18 protein-coding genes are annotated in these 20,370 nt (G+C 69.2%); 5 read left to right on the forward strand and 13 right to left on the reverse strand.

All coding sequences use genetic code 11. The features are described from left to right. Window positions 1–19: 19 nt before the first annotated feature. Genes ACFVW6_RS17010 through ACFVW6_RS17025 form a run of 4 tightly spaced genes read right to left on the reverse strand, consistent with a single transcriptional unit; the run spans window position 20 to window position 3,358 of the window. Window positions 20–442, reverse strand: a complete 423-nt coding sequence (locus ACFVW6_RS17010) for a Zn-ribbon domain-containing OB-fold protein (RefSeq protein ID WP_378828467.1) — start codon at window positions 440–442, stop codon at window positions 20–22. Window positions 443–460: 18 nt separating this feature from the next. Further along, window positions 461–1,666 (reverse strand): thiolase family protein, encoded by a 1,206-nt coding sequence (locus ACFVW6_RS17015; protein WP_378828469.1) that lies wholly within the window; start codon window positions 1,664–1,666, stop codon window positions 461–463. Between the two features lie 4 nt (window positions 1,667–1,670). Next, on the reverse strand, window positions 1,671–2,174 hold the full coding sequence (locus ACFVW6_RS17020) for a MaoC/PaaZ C-terminal domain-containing protein (protein ID WP_355272386.1): 504 nt from the start codon (window positions 2,172–2,174) through the stop codon (window positions 1,671–1,673). Between the two features lie 38 nt (window positions 2,175–2,212). Next, the gene (locus ACFVW6_RS17025) at window positions 2,213–3,358 is read right to left on the reverse strand and encodes an acyl-CoA dehydrogenase family protein (protein ID WP_378828472.1); all 1,146 of its coding nucleotides are present in this window, start codon (window positions 3,356–3,358) and stop codon (window positions 2,213–2,215) included. A 275-nt stretch (window positions 3,359–3,633) separates the two neighbouring features. On the opposite strand from ACFVW6_RS17025, the gene ACFVW6_RS17030 reads away from it, so the two are divergent. The 3 genes from ACFVW6_RS17030 to ACFVW6_RS17040 all read left to right on the forward strand — a co-directional run bounded on the left by ACFVW6_RS17030 (window position 3,634) and on the right by ACFVW6_RS17040 (window position 7,772). Then, window positions 3,634–4,989, forward strand: coding sequence for a phenylacetate--CoA ligase family protein (locus ACFVW6_RS17030; protein ID WP_378828475.1), 1,356 nt, complete (start codon window positions 3,634–3,636; stop codon window positions 4,987–4,989). A gap of 76 nt (window positions 4,990–5,065) precedes the next feature. Then, complete coding sequence (locus ACFVW6_RS17035; protein WP_355272391.1) at window positions 5,066–6,007, forward strand: LysR family transcriptional regulator; 942 nt, start codon at window positions 5,066–5,068, stop codon at window positions 6,005–6,007. A 118-nt stretch (window positions 6,008–6,125) separates the two neighbouring features. Beyond that, window positions 6,126–7,772 carry an FAD-dependent monooxygenase gene (locus ACFVW6_RS17040; RefSeq protein ID WP_378828478.1) on the forward strand — a complete coding sequence of 549 codons (1,647 nt, stop codon included), beginning with the start codon at window positions 6,126–6,128 and terminating at the stop codon, window positions 7,770–7,772. A gap of 7 nt (window positions 7,773–7,779) precedes the next feature. Here the strand turns inward: ACFVW6_RS17040 and ACFVW6_RS17045 are convergent, their stop codons facing one another. Further along, window positions 7,780–8,166, reverse strand: a complete 387-nt coding sequence (locus tag ACFVW6_RS17045; protein ID WP_357346862.1) for a VOC family protein — start codon at window positions 8,164–8,166, stop codon at window positions 7,780–7,782. A 103-nt stretch (window positions 8,167–8,269) separates the two neighbouring features. Here ACFVW6_RS17045 and ACFVW6_RS17050 point away from each other — a divergent pair, with 103 nt between their 5' ends. Next, a complete protein-coding gene (locus tag ACFVW6_RS17050) occupies window positions 8,270–8,896 on the forward strand; it encodes a TetR/AcrR family transcriptional regulator (RefSeq protein ID WP_357346861.1) in 627 nt (208 codons plus the stop codon). Between the two features lie 7 nt (window positions 8,897–8,903). Here the strand turns inward: ACFVW6_RS17050 and ACFVW6_RS17055 are convergent, their stop codons facing one another. The 8 genes from ACFVW6_RS17055 to ACFVW6_RS17090 form a co-directional block, all read right to left on the reverse strand. Further along, entirely contained in the window at window positions 8,904–9,965 is a 1,062-nt protein-coding gene (locus ACFVW6_RS17055) for a lipocalin-like domain-containing protein (protein WP_378828480.1), read from the reverse strand. Between the two features lie 17 nt (window positions 9,966–9,982). Next, the gene (locus ACFVW6_RS17060; RefSeq protein WP_378829411.1) at window positions 9,983–11,221 is read right to left on the reverse strand and encodes an oxygenase MpaB family protein; all 1,239 of its coding nucleotides are present in this window, start codon (window positions 11,219–11,221) and stop codon (window positions 9,983–9,985) included. 165 nt (window positions 11,222–11,386) lie between these two features. After that, the gene (locus ACFVW6_RS17065) at window positions 11,387–13,189 is read right to left on the reverse strand and encodes a multicopper oxidase family protein (RefSeq protein WP_378828482.1); all 1,803 of its coding nucleotides are present in this window, start codon (window positions 13,187–13,189) and stop codon (window positions 11,387–11,389) included. A 783-nt stretch (window positions 13,190–13,972) separates the two neighbouring features. Continuing rightward, complete coding sequence (locus tag ACFVW6_RS17070; protein WP_355272400.1) at window positions 13,973–14,941, reverse strand: glycine betaine ABC transporter substrate-binding protein; 969 nt, start codon at window positions 14,939–14,941, stop codon at window positions 13,973–13,975. Then, on the reverse strand, window positions 14,938–15,675 hold the full coding sequence (locus ACFVW6_RS17075) for an ABC transporter permease (RefSeq protein ID WP_355272401.1): 738 nt from the start codon (window positions 15,673–15,675) through the stop codon (window positions 14,938–14,940). Before ACFVW6_RS17075 ends, ACFVW6_RS17070 begins: the two co-directional genes overlap by 4 nt. Continuing rightward, entirely contained in the window at window positions 15,672–16,952 is a 1,281-nt protein-coding gene (locus ACFVW6_RS17080; RefSeq protein WP_378828486.1) for an ATP-binding cassette domain-containing protein, read from the reverse strand. The genes ACFVW6_RS17075 and ACFVW6_RS17080 overlap by 4 nt, the downstream gene beginning before the upstream one ends. After that, window positions 16,949–17,593, reverse strand: a complete 645-nt coding sequence (locus tag ACFVW6_RS17085; protein WP_355272404.1) for an ABC transporter permease — start codon at window positions 17,591–17,593, stop codon at window positions 16,949–16,951. The genes ACFVW6_RS17080 and ACFVW6_RS17085 overlap by 4 nt, the downstream gene beginning before the upstream one ends. 140 nt (window positions 17,594–17,733) lie before the next feature. Further along, on the reverse strand, window positions 17,734–18,669 hold the full coding sequence (locus tag ACFVW6_RS17090; RefSeq protein ID WP_378828490.1) for a TauD/TfdA dioxygenase family protein: 936 nt from the start codon (window positions 18,667–18,669) through the stop codon (window positions 17,734–17,736). A gap of 179 nt (window positions 18,670–18,848) precedes the next feature. Here ACFVW6_RS17090 and ACFVW6_RS17095 point away from each other — a divergent pair, with 179 nt between their 5' ends. Continuing rightward, a complete protein-coding gene (locus tag ACFVW6_RS17095) occupies window positions 18,849–20,351 on the forward strand; it encodes an aldehyde dehydrogenase family protein (RefSeq protein WP_378828492.1) in 1,503 nt (500 codons plus the stop codon). The last annotated feature ends 19 nt before the right edge of the window (window positions 20,352–20,370 follow it).

Consider the following 20,370-nt stretch of genomic DNA (forward strand, 5'->3'; position numbering starts at 1 on the left):
GTCCTGTCATCGTGCACCTCTACCCGGGGCTCGTGGCAGTGAAAACCGGGATGGTCTGGGCGCCGCGTTCGACGAACCGGACGGTGACGTCCTGGTCGATCGCGATGGACTCCGGCTCGCCCTCGATCTGGGCGAAGAGCACATAGCCCTCGGCCATCTGTACGAATCCGACCGTGTACGGGGTGATCGACGCCCACACCGGGGTCGGACCACGCATGACCGTGCTGAAGGAATAGACCGTGCCGCGCCCGGCCGACTCCGCCCAGGCCAGCGCGGCCGAGGAGCAGTAGGGGCAGGACGAGTGCGCCGGCCACACGGCTTCGGCGCAGTCGGCGCAGCGCTGGTAGGTCAGCCGCTGTTCGTCCAGGGCCGCCCAATAGGGCGCGGCGTCGAGCAGCTGGTAGGGCTGCGGCCACTCGGTCGGTGCGGTTGCTTCGCTCATGATGTTCTCCGATTCCGCTCAGGCCGCCAGCACGAGGACACTGCCCGCGGCCAGCATGCCGCCCGCCCCCTGGACCAGCGCGGTTTCCGGCCTGCGGGTCGGCGCCAGGCCCAGCGGCTGCCCGCGCAGCTGGCGCACGGTCTCGACGATGGTGTCCATGTTGCAGGAGATGCCGGGCTGGCCGAAGGACAGCCAGCCGCCGTTGGTGTCGGTCGGCAGGTCTCCGTCGATCCCGGTGCGGCCTTCGCGATAGATGTCGATGCCGTGTCCCTTCTTCGCGAAGCCCAGGTCCTCCATGGCGATGGGGCCCATGTGCGCGAAGTTCACCGACATCTGCACCATGTCGATGTCGGACGGGCCGAGCCCCGACATCGCATAGGCCTGCCGCGCGGCCTCGATGGTGGCCGTGTGGGTGAGATTGGGCAGCGTGCCGAAGCCGGGAAACTTGCAGGCGCGCATGTTCATCCGGTCCGACAGGTATTCGTGCGTGGTGGCCGAGCCGTACCCGTGCAGGTAGACCGGTTGCTGATGCGCCCGCACATTGTCGGGCGCGGTGACGACCAGCGCGCCGCCGGTGCCGCCGCCCCAGGTGGAACACATCCACCGGCGCAGCGGGGTGGCCACATACGGCGAGGCGAGCACCGTGGCGACATCGATCTCGCCGTGCCGGGCCTTGGCCGCGTGCGGATGGTGCGCGCCCCAGCGCTGGTTGGCGACGGCTACTTCGGCGAGATCTGTTTCGGTGATCCCGAATTCGTGGAAGTACCGGCGCGCGGCCTGGGCGTAGAGGGACGGGATCGTCGGTCCGTACATCACTTCGTACTGCGGATCCGCGTCGGCCTCCGCGCCCATGGCCACGGCGTCGACGAACAACTCCGTCGCATCGCTCTGCAGGCACAGCACGTACTCCGCCTTACCCGCGGCGATCATCTGCGCGGCCTGCGCGAGCGTGGCGGTGAGGCCGGCGCCGTGCAGGGTGAGTTCACTGGTGAACGTCAACGGCATCTGCATGTGCGAGGCGAAGATGTTGTTCCACTGCGAGCGCTTGTCGGCCCACGGGGAACGACCGGTGAACAGGGCGTCCACCTGGTTCTTCGTGATCCCCGCGTCGGCGAGCGCCGCCACGGTGGCCGCGACGGCCAGCTGCAGCGGGTCCTGGCGATTCGCGCGCGTGGCATAGGCGTCGCCCATGCCTACGATCGCGGCGACGGGTTGTGCGGTCATCAGGTCAGCCCCGCACCTTTTCGGTCGGCAGCGAGGCGCCGACGAGGGCGTCGAGATCCGCGCGCTTGCGCAGCATGAGCAGGCTCCACTCGCTGCGCTGGACCACGTCGCCGTGCTGGTTGAGCGCCTTCATCAGGAACGTGATGACACCGAACTTCTCGTCCTTGTCCTGCTTCGCCACGACCTCGGCGGTGACGTAGATGGTGTCGTTGATCAGCACCGGCTTCAGGTAGCGCAGATTGTCGATGCCGTAGTTCGCCTGGATCGACGGGCCGAACTGGATCAGGCCGGTCATCAGCGAATAGGTCAGCGATCCCTGCACCAGGCGCTCACCGAAGCGGGTCTGCGCGGCGTAGTGGACATTGGAGTGGATCTCGATCCAATTGCCGGTCAGCGCACAGTAGTTCACCACGTCGGCTTCGGTGATGGTACGTCCGCCCGAGCGGAAGACGGTGCCGACCTCGATCTCGTCGAGCGGCATGTCGATACGGTTGTTGATGGTGGCCATCGCAGGGTTCTCCTCGACGTTGTTGCGGGCGTGCGGGATCAGAGGCGCATCGACTTGGCGATGATGGTGCGCTGGATCTGCGAGGTGCCACCGCCGATGGTGGACTGCACACTCTCGCGCAGGTAGCGCTCCATATCGGCCTCGGGCAGGTTGGCGTAGCCGCCGAGGATCTGCATGCCGTCGAGCGCGCACTGCTTGAGGGTCTCGGAGCCGTAGAGCTTGGCCATCGAGGTCTCGCGGGCGGCGGGCAGCCCGGCAGCTTTCATCTTGGCGGCGCGGTAGCAGAGCAGCCGCGCGGCGTCGACCCGGGTCTGGTTCTCGGCCAGCATGTGCTTGAGCACCTGGAACTCGTAGATCGGCTTGCCGAACTGGATGCGCTCGTGGGCGTACTTGTTGGCGGCCTTGACGGCCTCCTGGGCATTGCCGACGTAGGCGGCGGCGACCGCGCAGCGCTCGAGCTCGAGGTGGTCGGTGATGATCTTCCAGCCCTGGCCGACCTCGCCCAGCAGCGCGTCGGCGGGGACGCGGACCTCGTCGAGGAAGATCTCGGTGGTGCCGGTGGCGTGCCGCGACAGGGTCGGCAGCTTGCGGATGTCCAGGCCGGGGGTGTCGTTGGGGATCAGCAGGACCGACAGGCCGCCGTGCTTGTCGTCGACGTCGGTGCGCACCAGCATCGCGATGACGGTGTCCTTCGCGGCGGCACCCGAGCACCACAGCTTCTGGCCGGAGACGATCCAGTCACCGTTCTCGTCGCGCCGGGCGCGGGTCTTGGTGTTGGAGGCGTCCGAGCCGGCGTCGGGCTCGGAGATCGAGACCGAGAAGCGGATCTGGCCGTCGATGAACGGCTTGACGTAGCGCGCCTTCTGCTCGTCGGTGCCGTACTTGAGGATGTTCATGGCGGTGAAGGTGGGCACCAGCACCGAGCAGGCGAAGTCGAAGCCGAACTTGCCCAGTCCCTCGGCCATCAGCGAGTAGTCGAAGATGTCGCCGCCCGAGCCACCGTCGGCCTCGTCGATCAGGATGCCGAGCCAGCCCTGGGCGGCGATCTTCTCGTACGCCTCGTACGGGTACTCACGGCCCACATCGCACTTGCGCACGTACTCGACGGTGATCTCGTCGTCCATGAACTTGTTCACGACATCGAGCCAGGCGGACTGCGCCTCGTCCAGGAAGTTCGAATTCATTCTTTGTGCCCCGTAATGCGATGGTTTCGGATAATTGTTCGCCGAGCATTACGGTATTCCCGCTCCGGCCGCGCGCCAAGTGATGATCTTCGAATTCATCATTCGACAGTTTCGAATCCCCTTCCCCCGTTGGCAAGTGAAGAATTTCGAAGTCGCGATTCGAAGACAGCGAATTGAATAGCGGTAATTGCCGAACTATGGTCGGGGAAACAATCGCCGCCGGACTTCAACGGTAGCGCGGCGGCATTGCATCGGCCATTCGGGAGTTCATCATCATGAGAAAAGTTCCATTCTCGGCGCAGTACTGGAGTGCCGTCGAGACCCTGTCCGCGACAGAATCGCGCCGGGTCCAGGACGAGCGGCTCCGGGAGCAGCTCACCTACCTGGCCGCGCACAGCGCGTTCTACCGGGCGAAGTTCGCCGAGCACGGGGTGGCCGTGGACAAGGTCCGGACGGTCGCCGACCTGGCCGGACTGCCGTTCACTGAGAAGCAGGAGCTGCGCGACAGCCTGGCCTCGACCCCACCGCTGGGCGCGCACGTCGCGGCCGACGCCGCCGACATCGTGCAGATCCAGGCCTCCTCGGGGACCACCGGCTCGCCCTCCTACGTCGGCCTCACCGAGCGCGACATCCGCACCTGGAGCGAGCTGGGCGCCCGCGCCCTCTACGCCAACGGCTTCCGCCCCGGTGACCGGTTGCTGCACGGGTTCGGCATGAGCAAGGGCTTCGTCGGCGGACTGCCGATCGTGCAGATCCTGCAGTACATGGGCATCGTCGACATCCCCATCGGCGCCGAAGCCGGCGCCGAGCGGCTGCTGCGCGTCCAGGCCGACCAGCGACCGAATGCCCTGATCGGCACCCCGTACTTCCTCACCCACCTCGCCGAACAGGCACCGCGGATCGTCGGCCGTGCCGCCGCCGAGCTCGGCGTGCGGGCGATCAGCGTCGGCGGCGAGCCGGGCGGCGGACTGCCCGCGGTCCGCGAGAAGCTCGAATCCCTCTGGGGCGCCACGGCACGGGAAATGCTGGGCGGCACCGACATCGCGTGCACCTACTGGGGCGAGTGCGAGGTCGGCGACGGCATGCACTTCCTGTCGCCGGACCTGATGATCGCCGAACTCGTCGACCCCGAGACCGGCGACCAGGTCGCGCCGGTGGCGGGGGCCACCGGCGAGCTCGTCTACACCGCGCTGCGCCGCCAGGCCTCGCCCCTGCTGCGCTTCCGCACCCGCGACCACGTGGTGGTCACCGGCACCGACTGCGCGTGCGGACGGACGGGGTACAAGGTGCGCTGCGTCGGCCGCACCGACGACATGCTCATCGTGCGCGGCATCAATCTGTTCCCTTCGGCGGTCAAGGAACTCGTCATGGAACTGGCGCCCGCCACGACGGGCGAGATGCGCATCCGCGCCGACTTCGAGGGCCACTCCACCCAGCGACCGCTGCCGCTGGTCGTCGAGTTCGCGCCGCACCTGAGCGTCGAGCAGCAGAGCGACCTGCGTGCCACCATCGAACAGCGGGTGCGCTCGGCGCTCAATGTGAAGGCGATCGTCGAGCTCGTGCCCGACGGCACCCTGCAGCGCCCCGACCACGTGAAGGTCGCCCTGATCGAGCGCGTCCCGGCACTCTGAATGCAACATATACGATATATAGCATTTGATGACGGCGTATGATCGAGCTCACCGATACGGCGCACACGGAGGTGGAATGGGCACGCTCAACCGGCTGCATCTGATCCGGCAGGTGGACCTGTTCACCCTGCGGCTGTTCCTCTCGGCGATCGAGGAGCAGCAGATCGGCTTGGCCGCGATCAGGGAGAACATCGCGGCCTCCACCGCCACCAAACGCATCCAGGTGCTCGAGAACATCGCCGGCGTCAAGCTGCTCGAGCGCACCCCCAAGGGCGTCGTCCCGAGCGCGGCGGGCGCCATTCTGGCCCGGCACGCGCGGATGATCTTCGACAGTCTCGACGACATGCGCACCGAGTTCGCCTCGCTCACCGAGGGTGTCCAGGGCGAGCTGCGGATCGTCTCGGCGCGGTCGGTGCTCGTGCCCTTCCTGGCCCGTGAACTCGGCGAGTTCGGTCGCGAGTACCCGCTGGTGGATCTGGTCGTGCACGAGGTGGAGAACGCCGACATCGTGCAGGAGGTCGCGCGCGGCGAGGCCGACCTCGGCGTCTTCGCCTCCGCCTACGGACTCGACCTGGACGGCGTCGACGTGACCCCGTACCGGCGTGACCGGCTCGTCGCGGTGGTGCCGCTGGGCCACCGGCTCAGCGAGGCGGGCAGCGTCACCATCGGCGATCTGCTGCCGGAGAACCTGATCGCCCCGCGCGCGCTGGTCGGCGCGTTGCGCGCGGCGGCGCACCGTATCGGCCTGGACTACGCGCCCAAGCACGTGCTGCGCAGCGGCGGTGCCGCCATCAGCCTGGTCAACGCCGGACTCGGGGTCACCGTGCAGCCGGAGTGCCTGGTGGGGCACGAATGGACCGGCCGGGTCGCCGTGCTCGAGCTGGCCGAGCCGTGGGCCGAGCGCCGGATCCACCTCGCCACCGCCCGCGGCCGCGAGTTCAGCCCCGCCACGAAGATCCTCGTCGAACAGCTGCTGACCCGGCCGATCGACGACCCCGAGCCGACCGACGACTTCTGAGTCACCCGTCACTCCTCCCGCGCCGGTGCGTGTCACCACCGGCGAATCTGCCGCGGGACGCCCCGGCGTACGATCAGCGAACACACTGAGGCGGGGTAGTCCAACGAGGTGATGTCGCATGGTCGAGACGGATGTGCTGGTCGTCGGTGCCGGGCCGGTGGGCACGGCCGCCGCTGTCGAACTCGTCCGGCGCGGGGTGCGCTGCCGGATCGTCGACACGCAGGCCCACCCACCCAGATACGCCAAAGCGGTCGGCATCCAGCCGCGCACGCTGGAGCTGTTCGAGGAGATGGGCGTTCTCCGCGACGTCCTCGACGCCGCGATCCTGATCCGCGGCCAGCTCGTCTTCGTCAACGGCGTCGAGTCGGGGCGGCTCGACCTGGCGCTGCCACCCGAGGTGCCGTTCGCCTTCGTCGGGCTGCCCCAGTACGAGACCGAGCGCATTCTCTGGCAGCGACTGGCCGCGCTGGGCACGCACGTGGAACGCGGGGTGACGCTGACCGGGTTCACCCAGGACGACGACGGCGTCGACGCCGTGCTGGCCGGACCCGACGGTGAGCACACGGTGCGGACGCGATACCTGGTGGGCTGCGACGGCGCGCACAGCATCGTCCGCAAGACCCTCGGGCTCACCTTCGAGGGCGCGGCGTTCACGGAGCAGTACATGCTCGGCGATGTCGAATTGGACTGGTCGCAACCGCGCGGCTACGGCGTCCGGGCGATGCACCAGACCGACGGCGTCACCGACGACGTCCTGGTGTGCATCCCACTGCCCGGCCGCCACCGCTACCGCGTCTCGATGCGGGTGCCCCCGGAACTCGAGATCGGCGCGGGCGCCGACGGTGTCGCGCACGGCTTCGGCAGTGGTCCGGCACCCGAGTTGGCCGATATCCAGGCGGTGCTGGACCGGTTGTCGCCCGAGCCGGTGCGCGCGTCACACCTGCGCTGGTCCTCGGTGTTCCGGATCAGCCACCGCATCGTCGACTCCTATGGGCGCGGCCGGGTTTTCGTCGCGGGCGACGCCGCCCACATCCATCCGCCCACGGGCGCGCAGGGCATGAACACCGGCATCCAGGACTCGCACAACCTGGCCTGGAAACTGGCGCTGGCGGTCGCGGATCTGGCCGCGCCGCAGCTGCTGGCCAGCTACGACGCCGAGCGCAGGCCGGTGGGCGAAGAGGTCGTCGGCCGCACCGTGCGCCATGCCAGGGACGGCATCGGCGCGGGCGACCCCGACCCGGCACACGTACTGCTGCGCGAAGCCCAGCTGCTCATCGACTACCGCGACAGTCCCATCGTCTTCGACTCCCCGGTCGGCGCACCGGCGCCGACGGCGGGCAGCCGCGCCCCGGACGCGACCGGGCTGGCCCGCGACGCGGTGGCCTCGCCGTTCCGGTTGTTCCCCTTGCTCACCGGCCCGGACCACACCGTGCTCTGCTACGTGGACAGCACCTGCGACGCCGCGACGCTCGACGAGATCGAGAGCCGTGTCGAGCTGCTCCGGGAACTGGCCGACGACCGGCTCGACGCCTATCTCGTCGCCGCGCCGGGCGCCACCGCCGTGGCGGCGGCCGTGCTGCCGGTGATCCAAGATCGCGACGGTGACTTCGCCCGGCAGTACCACGCCGGACCCGGCGCGGTGTACGTCGTCCGGCCCGACGGCTATCTCGGGTACGCGGCCTGCCCTGCCTCCGCGCACGACCTCACCCGCTACTTCGGCGCGATCTTCGCCCCCGTGCCGGAGGGTGTCGCCGGGACCGCCTGAGCGTGGGTCAGTGCTCCCCGTCCTCGATCCGACGCCGCAGCAGACAGAACTCGTTGCCCTCCGGGTCGGCCAGGACGTGCCACGATTCGGCGCCGGTCTGCCCGATCTCGACCGGTCGCGCCCCGGCGGCGAGCAGCCGCCGCAGTTCCGCGTCCTGATCGCGGTCGGTGGGATTCACGTCCAGGTGCAGGCGTAATTTCTCGCGCTTCGGTTCCGTGCTGCGGCTGAACAGCAGGGTGGGCTGCGGGCCGCCGAATGCCGTTCCGGGCGGGCCGATCTGGATGTCGCCCTCGTCCCGGTCGAGTTCGACGTAGCCGAGGATCTCGCACCAGAAGTCCGCCAGCCGTTGCGGATCGGCGCAGTCGAGGACGAGTTCGGTGATCCGGCAGGCCATGCCGGCGACCCTACGCGCGAGCGGCAGCCGCGGCCAGGGACGACACCCTCTGCCCGGCCAGCGGGGCGATAAGCTGACCCGTGATGGCGACAGGAAGGCGACGATGACCCCCAGGGCCGAGGACCCGCGACCCACCGCGCCGGTGTCCAAGCGCAAAGCGGCGTCGGCCGGACGCGCGGCACGCAGGCTCGGGGTCGAGGACTGGACGAACGCGGCGCTGCGGGTCCTGCTGCGCGATGGGGTCGCCGGCATCACGATCGCCAAGCTGTGCGATGAGCTCGGGGTGACCAAGGGCAGTTTCTACTGGCACTTCGACGGTATCGATCAGCTGTTGCAGACCACGGCCCAGTTCTGGTGCGCCGATCAGAACGATGCCGCGCGCGGCTTCCAGGGCCTCGAGGAACTGCCGCCCCGCGAGCGGCTGGCCCGCATGGGCGAACTGCTCACCGCGGAGCGGGTGTGGCAGATCGAGCTCGCGGTGCGGGACTGGGCGCGCACCAACGCCGAGGTGGCCGCGGCCGTCAAGGCGCTCGATCAGCGGATCTTCCACGCGCTGTCCGACACGCTCGTCGAGATGGGCTTCGCCGCCGATCAGGCCGAGATGCGGGCGGGCCTGATGTGTTTCGCCGGGATCGGCTTCGTCCACGGCAACCAGAATCTCCCGGTGCCGACCGAGGATCAGCGCCGGGAGTTCTTCCGGTTCATCACCAGCACGGAGTCCGCGGACTGACGGCTGGTCAGGTCAGTGCGACCAGTTCGTGCAGGGTCGTCCCGGTGCGGTGCTCGGTGCCCGCGCCGGTGCGCACGGCCAGCGTGAAGGTGGACTCGAACCGGAAGTAACCCGGATGCCCCACCAGCCGGTGCACGAGCGGTTTGATCAGCCGGGACCGGGCCACCGGGACGTCGTCGAGCAGGTCGTGGGCGTGGATGACGCGCACGACGTCCAGGCGCAGCTCGAGGCTGCCGGGCACGGTCAGTTCCACCCATTCGGGGTAGGTCCGTCCGGCGGTGGCGTCGAAGCGCGCGGGCCCCTCGGTGAGGACGGTTTCGCCGGTGGACAGCACGATCTGCTCGTGGTGGGCCAGCATCAGCGGGCTGATCTCGTGCCCGCCCCGGCGCTGCTGGGTCAGGACGGAGGCGAACAGCAGGGAGTAGTCCTCGACGTAGAGCCGTCCCCAGTGCCAGCGCTCGATGATCTTCTTCATGTCGCCGACGCCCCAGTTGTGGTCGTGATACCCACGCCCGGTGACCTCGTGACGCACGCCGTCGAGTTCGATCGCCCCGGTCACCCGGGCCCGGGGCGCGCCCACCATCCAGCCGAAGGAATCCCTGGTGCCGAAACGGGTTTCGCCCTTGCCGGGCATCCAGCTGGGCACTTCGTTGTGGAAGCGCAGGTCGAAGACGATGCCGTCCTCGGCCATCCACAGGTGATGGACCGGGAGGCCGTCGGATCCGGTTTGGGTGCGGGCGGTGTTGTGGCCGACGCGGACATCGCACGCCTCGGCCGAGAACGACGTGTCGGCGCGGGGATAGCGCCGCGACACCTGACGGCGGGTGCCGTCGGGCGCGTAGACCATCATCTCGACCCAGGGGCGCGCGGTGGGCAGATCCTCGGGCCTGCGCTTGGTGAGGAAGCCGATCACCACGTGGCCGGTGTCGAGGTGGGCGTCGAAATACCAGTGTTCGAAGGCGAGCCTGCTCGGCGAGGGATGGAGTCCGTTGTGCCGTGGCTCGACCGCTGTCAGGACGCCGTCGCGGCGTCCTGGTCCGTTCCACACTTCGACGATGTCGCTGGTCATGACTGCTTCCGGTCGGTTCATCGGCGCAGGGCGCCGCTGGCGTCGAAGGCCGCTTCCCGGCCCTGCATCTGGGCGCGATACCAGTTCTCGCGATGCCACAGCATCAGCTTCTCGTGCGCCCGCGCGAACGGCGGGCAGATCCGGCGGGCGACCTCCATGGCGGTGATCAGCGGGAACCGGACGATCGGGACGACGATCCACGGGAACGCGGGCGGCATCGTGTAGCGCCGGCGGGTGCCGGGCGCCATGTACATCGCGGAGTACACGGAATTGATGCGGTAGTTGTACTTCTCGCGCAGCCGGGTCAGGCCACGGTGACCGTCGCGGGGCGCGAAGGCCGCCGGGTAGGACTCGATCAGTTCCGTGCCGTGCTGTCCCGCGTCGTAGGAGCGCGACACGATCGTCATGGCCAGCACCCGCAGCGCGTCCAGGACGGTCTCCGGGTACCAGCGCAACCGCACGCCGAGCAGGTGCCCCAGGTACTTCTGGAAGTGCAGCAGCGCACGGATTTCCGACGGCGTGGTCTGGTAACCCAGTACCCACAGTCCCAGGCCGGGCGTCACGCTGCCGCCGAGCAGCGTCAGCATCTGGTAGGTCTGGCTGATCGGCAGACCCCACCGTTCGATGTCCCATTCGGGGTGACCGGCGACCTTCGCCCGCACCGAGACGTGCATGACCCGCACCTTCAGCGCGGTGGCGCGACCGGCCGAGCCCGGCGTGAGCAATGCGTCGGGGGCCGAGACGTCCATCCAGAAGCGGGTGGTCTCCAGGAACCGGCGCAGGGCGCTGTCCCCGGCGTAGCCGCCCGCGAGTGACAGCGGAGTAGCGACCGCCGCCTCGGTGTACATCTCGAGCGTCTCGGCGCCGGCGAAGCTGAATAGCATGGTGCCCCAGCGCCGCCAGATGGCCGCGCCCTGTTCCACCAGCTCCGGCACCACCCATTCGGGCACGGTCTCGAACTCGGCGAACAGCGCGCGCATGGATTCGGGGGCGTCGGGCACCGCGTCGATGCCCTCGGCCAGCGCGCGGTCCAGCAGGCGGCGTCCGGCCTTCGCGCCGATCGCACCGTGACTCACCTCGGCGACGAACCGTTCGGCCACCGGGTCGCCGGTGAACAGGTCCGCACACAGCGCCATGGCTTGTTCGTCGCTGGGAAACAACCGCTGCCGGGTCACCGTGGCGAACAGGCGCTCGATCCGGCGCACCCGCGCGGTACCGCGTGCCTCCCAGTAGCGGAAGGCGGTGGGGCACCGCACCGGTGGCCGCTCGACCGCCGACCGGGGTGGGTCGGATCGGACCTGACTGTCGACGAATTCGGCCAATGCCGTGCTCCTGACGTGAAATTCGCTCCCCGGCTGTCGCGATAAGCCGACCATACTACGGAGAACATACATCCGTACCTGAAAGTATGGAAGCAGGCATCAGGGCACGATGCGGTACTTCAGCATCATGTCGTGATCCTCGTGGTCGAGCAGGTGACAGTGCCACACGTAGCCCTGTAGATCGTCATGCGAGCGGCCCCCGTGGTCGGCGGTGCGGTGCGCGCCGTGGGAATCCGTGGCGTCGAGTTCGGTCGCGTTCCGACGGGGGAAGGTCGCGTCGGGGTCGAAGCCGAGTTCGTCCGCGGTGGGGAATCGGACGATGATGCTGGTGACGGTGCCGCCGTCGACCCGCACGATGTCCTTCCAGCCGGCTTCCCACGGCTGCGGCGGCACCATCGGACCGGCCAGGAATCCCTCGGCCGAGGGCGCCCACCTCTGCCCGATCGGCGGCTGCGGGTGCGCCAGCTGGTAGTCGACCGTGCGCAGCGGTGTCCGGCCGAGAATCCGGAAGGTGACCAGGTGCAGGTGGATCGGGTGCGGGTCGGGCGTGATGTTGATGATGTTCCACTGCTCGACGGTGCCCTGTCGCGGCCGCTCGATGTCCGGGCTGGCGAAGGTGAGATTGTTCAGAGACATGATCGCGGGCGGCACCCGCAGCTCGTAGGGCTGACTCACCGTCACCTGGCGGACCACCGTCGGGGTCGCGAGCGCCGGGAGCACCGCGGGACGAGATCCGCCGCCGCGCAACCGTTCCGGCACTGCACCCGCGAATCCGGGCCGATCCTGTACCCGGAACTGGCAGAACACCGGCATCGCCACCTCACCGAGCACCGCCGCCTGGAAGACCGGCGCCTCGTCATTGCACAACTCGACGGTCCCCCCCGGCGCCAGTCCGGCGAAATCGACCAGCACGTCCACCCGTTCCCCCGGCGCCAGCCGCAGCTCGTGTACCGGGACCGGTGCGTCCAGCAGTCCGTGCTCGGTGCCGATCACCCAGAACCGCATCCGGTTGCCGAAGAACAGATTCCACACACTGAACGAGGCCGCGTTGAGCATTCGGAAGCGGTAGAGACCGCGCGCGACCGGCAGGTAGGGCCAGATCTTGCCGTTGACCACCCCGACGTCACCGACGGCCCCACCCTCCCAGCGCCCCTGTGGAACGACCGGCGTCGAGCGCACCGATTGCCGTCCGTCGGCGGTGAACAGCTTCTCCTGCAAGACCAGTGGCACTTCGAACTCCCCGGCGGGCAGACCCAGCGGGTTGCCGGGGGCACCCGTATCGACGTCGTCGCGGAGGAGCAGCATTCCGGCGAGTCCGGCGTAGACGTTCACGCGGGTGATCCCCATCGCGTGGTCGTGATACCAGAGGTGTCCCGCGTCCTGCGCCAGCGGGAAGTCGTGGTCGATATCGCCGCCGGGATACACCAGTTGTTCCGGATGCCCGTCGCTGTCCGGCGGCGTCACTCCCCCGTGCAGGTGCAGCGAGGACGGCGGCGCGGACCGGAAGCTCTCGGCGACGCCGTGCAGAGTGGTGTCCATGTCGGCGGCCAGCGGATGGGCGCTCATCCGGTTCGCGAAACGCAGGCGCAGCGGCGTGCCCGCCCGATGCTCGACGGTCGGTCCCAGGTAGGTCGACCCGTTGTAGCCCAGCGCCGGTGATTCCGGCAGATCGCGGTGGAAGCGATGGGAGGTCGTCGCCGCGACCAGATCGAGCCGGTCTCCGCGCACCACCGGCAATCGGGGCAGCTCGTCCACGAACGGCTCGACCTTCGGGGAAGGAAACAGCAGCGGACTGCGCGCTCGCGGCGGCGCCGCGGCGGCCGACGTCTCGAACAGCGCCGCGCCGAGCAGGCCAGCCCCGGCGGCACGCAGAAACCCACGACGTTCGATCGGATATCCCATGGCCGAGCCCTTCCCGGGCTGCACCGTCGCACGCACCGCCGTGCGACCATACCATTGGGTACAGTTATCAGTACCTCATCGAATGTCGCGGGACCGAGCTGTTCATCGCGTCGCCGGACAGCGTGACTGGCCGATCGGCCGCCTCGCCTCGGACGCCTCGAGCGGTCGCGGCGGGAACCCGGACATCGGCCTCGTCACCTCGGATGCCGATGCGGGACAGACGACCCCGTCCGCCGGACCGAAGTTCATCGTGGCGAGCGGTGCGCAGACGACCTGGGCGAGGGCGATGAGGCACAACATCTCGGTCCGCGTCGGTGCCGCATCCAGGTCGCGGGTGTGCCGGAACGCCCGGGAAGCAGCGCCGCCCCACACTCGACCGAGAAATCGTCGACGGCACCTCACCGGGTCGACAGGCGGTCGTTGGCAACCAAGGCTTCCGAAGCAGCGAGTGCAACTATGCACGCGAGTTCGGTTGCGTACGACGGCGCCTCGTCGAGCACGCTCAGCCACGCGAACAGCGGCGCGAGGAGCAGCGACCTGGTGATCGCTGGATCGGGGCGGCAACGCAGCTCGCCACGGCGGATCGCGCGGTCGAGCAGAGTGCGACCACCGCGCGCTCCGTCGCCGGGCAGGTCGACGCGAACCGGGCGCTCAGCGTGCAGTCACTGCGTTCGTCGATCCGCCGCTCGCGCGTACGGACATCCCCGCGTTTCACCGTCACCATGAGGGCAGCATACGAAACTGTTAGTTTCGATATCAAGCGTCTCGTAACCGGTGACCCCGCTACTCGATCAGACGCTCGCTCTTCAACCAGTCGTAGGCGACATCGGACGGGTCCTCGCCGTCGATGTCGACGCGGCCGTTGAGGTCCTGCATCAGTTCGTCGGTCAGCCGCTCGGAGATGGTGCCGAGCAGGGCCCGGAGCTCGGGGTGCTGCTCGATGACCACGCCGCGGACCACGGCCGTGCCGCTGTAGGGCAGGAAGAACTTCTTGTCGTCGTCGAGGACGGTCAGGTTCAGGTTCTTGACACGGCCGTCCGTCGTGTAGACCATGCCGAAATTGCAGGGCTGGCTCTTGGCGGTCGCGGTGTAGACGACGCCGGCGTCCATCCGGGTGACATTGCCCGAGGGCACGCCGTTCGGATCGTTGTACGGGATGCCGTACTTCTCCAGCATCGGCAGGAAACCGTCGGAGCGGCTGAAGAATTCGTCGTCGACGCAGAAGGTGCGCTCGGCCACCGGCAGGGCGGCGGCCTCGGTCAGCGACCGCACGCCCAGTCGCTGGGCGGTCGGCGCCGACGCGGCGAAGGCGTAGGTGTCGTTGAAGTTGGCCGGTGGGAGCCATTCCAGGTCGTAGTCGCGCTTCTCGACGTCGTGGACGCGCTGCCACAGTTCCTGCGGGTCGGCGATCGTCTCGGTCTCGTTGTGGTAGTTCACCCACCCGGTGCCGGTGTACTCCCAGAGCACGTCCGCGTCGCCGTTGAGCTGGGCCTGGCGGGAGGAGGCCGAGCCCGGCGCGCCGGTCAGGTCGGTGACCGAGGCACCCGCCGCGGCCAGATAGGTCGCGGTGATCTTGCCGAGCAGCACACCCTCGGTGAAGCTCTTCGACGTCACCACGATGTCCGCGCCGTCGAGCGGGCGGTCGCCGCCGGGCAGGCTCGCGTCGTGGAAGGTGCCCGACGAGCTCACCAATCCGCATCCGGTGAGCAGGGTCAGACCGGCCACGAGCACCGGAACCAGCCGTCGTCTCATGAGACACCTCGCGGGGTCGCGGCCAGTTCGACGAGTCGGCCGAGCCAGTCGATGATCAACGCCAGCAGCCCGACCAGGACAGCACCGGAGATCAGCAGCTTGGGCAGGAACAGCGTGACGCCGGTGGTGATCAGGGTGCCCAGGCTGGTCGCGCCGATGAACGTGCTCAGCGTCGCGGTGCCGACCAGGATGACCAGCGCCGTGCGCACCCCGTTGAGGATCACCGGCACCGCCAGCGGCAGCTCGACCTGCACCAGCGTGCGCGCGGCGGAGAAGCCGATGCCGCGCGCCGCTTCGATGGTGCGCTGATCCACCTGCCGCAGGCCGACGATCGTGTTCTGCAGGATCGGCAGCACCGCGTACACGACCAAACCCACGATCGCGGTGCGGAATCCGGTGCCGAGCCAGAACGTGAACAGCACCAGCAGGCCCACCGCGGGCGCGGCCTGCCCGATATTGGCGATATTGACCGCGATCGGCTCGAATCGCTTCAGCGCGGGCCTGGTCAGCGCGATACCGAGCGGAATCGCCACCAGCACCACGATCAGCGTGGCGACCACCGTCAGCCGGATGTGTTCGGCGATAGTGGTCTGCAGGTTGTCCCAGCCGAGGGAGGCCTGCTCGGTCGCGGTGAAGGTCGTCGACCGGTACCAGAGCAGGTAGCCCAGGCCGACCACCACGATGATGATCGGCTCGAACCACACGTCGATCGGCACCCGACGCAGCCTGCTCATGACGGTTCGGCCGGTGCGGTGCCGTCGTCGGCGGCGACGACCGGGGTCGGGGTCGGGTCGGACCCGTCGACATAGGTCTCGTACGAGGACGCGGGCTCGGTGGCGTGATTCTCGGCCAGCTTCGTCTGGATCACCTCGGTCACCGACCCGATGCTCAGCGAGCCGACGACCGCGCCGCGCCCGTCGGTGACGAGGGTGGCGCCCTGACTGGCGGCCAGCATCGCGTCGAGCGCGTCGTTGAGCGTGGAGGACTGCGCGACCACCGGCAGCCTGCGGTCCAGATAGTCGGAGACCTCGGGCTTGCTGGCGACTTCGGTGAGCGAGGGCCACGAGCGCGGCCTGCCCGCCGCGTCGACGACCACGACCCAGGTGTGCCCGGCCGCCCTGGCCCGCTGGATCACCGCCTGCGCCGGTTCGCCGATGCGCGCCGTGGTCACCGGGTCGTAGGCGACATCGCGCACCCGCGAGACCGTCAGATACGCCAGTTTCGCGCCGGAGCCGACGAATTCCTCCACGAACGGTGTCGCGGGATCGGTGAGGATCTCCTCCGGGCGCGCGTACTGCTCGACGTGCCCACCCTCGGACAGGATGAGCACCTTGTCGCCGAGCTTGGTGGCTTCCTCGAAGTCGTGGGTGACGATCACGATGGTCTTGCCGAGTTCGTGCTGGATCGCGATCAGGCTGTCCTGCAGGCGAACCCGGGTGATCGGGTCGACCGCGCCGAACGGTTCGTCCATCAGCAGGACGGGCGGGTCGGCGGCGAGCGCGCGGGCCACGCCGACGCGCTGCTGCTGGCCGCCGGACATGTCCTTGGGCAGCCGGTCGGCGAAGGTGGCGGGATCGAGACCGACCAGATCCAGCAGGTACTCGGTGCGTTCGGCGATGCGCTTCTTGTCCCAGCCGAGCACCCGCGGAATGGCGCCGATGTTCTTGGCCACCGACCAGTGCGGGAACAGGCCGCCGGACTGGATCACATAGCCGATCGACTGGCGCAGCTTGTCGGGGTCTTCCCTGGTGACGTCGCGGCCGCCGATGAAGATCCGGCCCTCGGACGGCTCGATCAGCCGGTTGATCATCTTCAGCGTGGTGGTCTTGCCACAGCCCGAAGGCCCGACGAAGGCGACGATGTCGCCGGCGTCGATCTCCAGGTCGAGCCGCCGCACCGCGGGCACCTCCTGCCCCTTGTACCGCTTGACGACACCGTCGAGCGTGATCGACGCCCCGGTCACGGTGCGCTCCGGCGTGGCAGGGGCGGGCTGGCTGGTCACTTCGGTCATGTCAGTCCTTCGGCAATCGTGAGCCGTCCGAGCAGGACGAGCAGCGCGTCGAACACCAACGCGATCGCGACGATGAGGATGGTGCCGGTCAGCGCCATCTCGAGGGCGTTGGCGCCGCCGAGGCGGGACAGGCCGTTGAAGATCAGCGAGCCCAGTCCGGGGCCGAGCACATAGGCGACGATGGCCGCCACGCCGACGATCATCTGGGTGGATACGCGGATACCGGTGAGGATCACCGGCCACGCGATCGGGAACTCGACCGTCAGCAGGATCCGCCATCGCGACAATCCGATGCCGCGCGCGGATTCGATCACCGAGGGCGGCACCGACCGCAGTCCCACGATGGCGTTGCCGATCACCGGGAGCGCCGCGAAGAAGGCCAGCATGATGAACGACGGCACCACGCCGAGCCCGAACGGCACCAGCAGCAGCGCCAGCAGGGCCAGCGAGGGAATGGTCAACGCGACCCGGCTCGAGGTGAGGGTCAGCGCCGAGGCCAGCGGCAGGCGGTAGACGGCCACCGCGACGAGGACGGCGACGAGGGTGCCGACCAGCACGGTCTGGAAGGCCAGCGAGGCGTGCTGGTAGGTCAGGAAGGTCAGCAGCTCCCCCCGACCCCGGACATAGTTCCACAAGTTCACGGGAATCCCATCGTCGAGCCGGGCCGGTCAGGACCTGTGCGCGCGTGATCACCGGACGTACGTGTCGTCGAAGGGTAGTCCATGACGTGCGTTCGGCCGGGGACCCGAAGTTCTGGAGGTGTTGCGATGCCGGTCGATTCCTACGCCGCGCGCCGGTGCGGGGCACTCGCGTAGCCGGCGGCGTCGCCCGCGATCACCGTGCTCGGCGTGCCGTCGACGCCCACCGGGACCGCGCCGGCCAGGGTGATGCGGGTCAGCCTGCGGTGCTCGCGGCCGTCGTAGTCGTCGACGGCGTAGTGCTGGGTGGCGCGGTTGTCCCAGACGGCGACGTCACCGAGCGACCAGTCCCAGCGGGTGGTGTGCTCGAGCCGGGTCACCCGATCCTGGAGCAGCCGGAACAGCGCCCGCGATTCCGAGCTCGACAGCCCGACGATCTCCTTCACGAAGCAGCCGAGCAGCAGGGCGCGCTCACCGGTCTCGGGATGCACCTCGACGACGGGATGCTCGGTCTCGAAGTAGGTCGACTCGAACTCGCCGCGGTAGGCGCGGTCCTTGTCGTCGGGCCGGTCCTCGATGTCGGCGGCGTAGTCGTAGCGGTTGGTGTGCCGGGCGCGCAGGTTCTCGGCCAGCAGTTTCAACGGTGCGGGCAGCGCGTCGTAGGCGGCGACGGTCGAGGCCCAGGTGGTCGAGCCGCCGTAGCTGGGCAGCGCGACGGCGCGCAGGATCGAGGCGCTGGGCACCCGGTCGACGAAGGTGACATCGGTGTGCCAGACATTGGAGCGGGTCTGGTGCGAGTCGATGGCCAGGCTCTTCGCCCCCGCCGAGGTGACGGTGGGGTGTGGCGTGGTCGGGGTACCGAGCAGCCGCGCGAACTCGTACTGCCCGTCCTCGGTGAGGTGGTGCTGATCGCGGAAGAAGATCACCTTGTGCTCGTGCAGCGCGGCCCGCACCGTGGCGACGGTCCGCGCGTCGAGCGCACCGCCGAGCCGCACGCCCTCGATCCGCGCACCGAGGTGCGCGCCGAGCTTGACCACCCGCACACCGGTCGCGGGGACGGTGGCGTCATCGACGGACATACGGGGCCTCTCGCTCGAACCGGGACGATCCGGTCCTACGAAACCATCCGTGCCACGGCGGGAACAGGATTGGACTCACTGCGAGCGGAACCCCCGTCCGACGCCGTGGACCTGCTACTGCGCGGCGTCGCGTACGTTGGTCGGCGCACACCCGGCTCGAGCGAGAGGCAGATTCCCCGATGGTCCTCACCGACGAGCCGCTCCTGCGCTCCCCAGGTCTCTACCTGGACGGGCGCTGGGTGCGGCCGGTCGACGGCGGCACCAGAGCCGTCCACGATCCGGCCGACGGTGGCGTCCTCACCATCGTCGACGAGGCGGGCCCCGCCGACGTGTCGGCGGCGATCGCGGCCGCGCGCGCCGCCTTCGCGACCGGTGACTGGCCCGCGACACCGAAGGCCGAACGATCGGCCCTGCTGCTCCGGATCGCCGAGCTGCTCGACGCCCATCGTGACGACCTGGCCCGGATCGAGACGGCCGACACCGGCAAGACCCTGCGCGAGAGCCACCTCGACATCGACGACGTGATCGCGGTGTTCCGCTACTACGCGCACCTGGTCACCCTCGACACCGACCGGCTCGTCGACACCGGGAACCCGGCGGTGATCAGCCGCGTCGTGCACGAACCGGTCGGGGTGTGCGCGCTCATCGCGCCGTGGAACTATCCGCTGCTGCAGATGTCGTGGAAGATCGCGCCCGCGCTGGCGGCCGGGTGCACCGTGGTGGTCAAGCCCAGTGAGGTCACGCCGCTGTCGACGATCGCGCTGGTGCGGTTGATCGACCGGGCCGGGGTGCCCGCCGGCGTGGTGAATCTCGTGCCGGGCAGCGGCGAGGTGGTGGGTGCGGCGCTCACCGACAGCCCGGACGTCGACCTGATCTCGTTCACCGGCGGCGCGAGCACCGGGGCGGAGATCGCGAGCCGGGCGGCCCGGCACGTCACCCGCGTCGCCCTCGAACTCGGCGGCAAGAACCCACATCTCGTCTTCGCCGACGCCGACCCCGACAGCGCCGTCGACGCGGTGCTCACCGGTGCCTTCCTGCATTCCGGGCAGGTGTGCTCGGCGGGCACCCGGCTCATCGTGCACGCCTCGATCGCCGACGAGCTCGTAGCCGAGCTCGCGCGCCGCGCGGCCGCGATCCGGGTGGGTCCGGGCCGGGACCCGTCGTCGCAGACCGGCCCGCTGGTCTCCCCCGAGCATCGCGCGAAGGTGGAAGCGTATGTCGCGCTGGGACTTTCGGAAGGTGCACGGCTGGTCGCGGGTGGCCGCCGCCCCGACGACCCCGCGCTGGCGGCGGGCAGCTACTACCTGCCCACCATCTTCGACGACTGCGACCGCTCGATGCGCATCGTCCAGGAGGAGACCTTCGGCCCGATCCTCACGGTGGAACGCTTCACCACCGAGGCCCAGGCCGTCGCGCTGGGCAACGACACCGCCTACGGCCTGGCCGCCGGTGTCCGCACCGCCGACCCGGCGCGCGGCGAACGGGTGCTGCGCGCCCTGCGGCACGGCACGGTGTGGCTCAACGACTTCGGTGTCTACACGCCCGCCGCCGAATGGGGCGGGTTCGGCCGCTCCGGCATCGGCCGCGAACTCGGGCCGACGGGACTTGCCGAATACCAGGAGACCAAGCACCTCTGGCACAACACCGCCCCGGCCATCGGCGGATGGTTCAGCACCGGGTAGCCGGAACGGCTCGGCGACA

Origin of the sequence: Nocardia sp. NPDC058244 (genome assembly GCF_042882065.1) — a bacterium.
Classification (GTDB): Bacteria; Actinomycetota; Actinomycetes; order Mycobacteriales; family Mycobacteriaceae; genus Nocardia.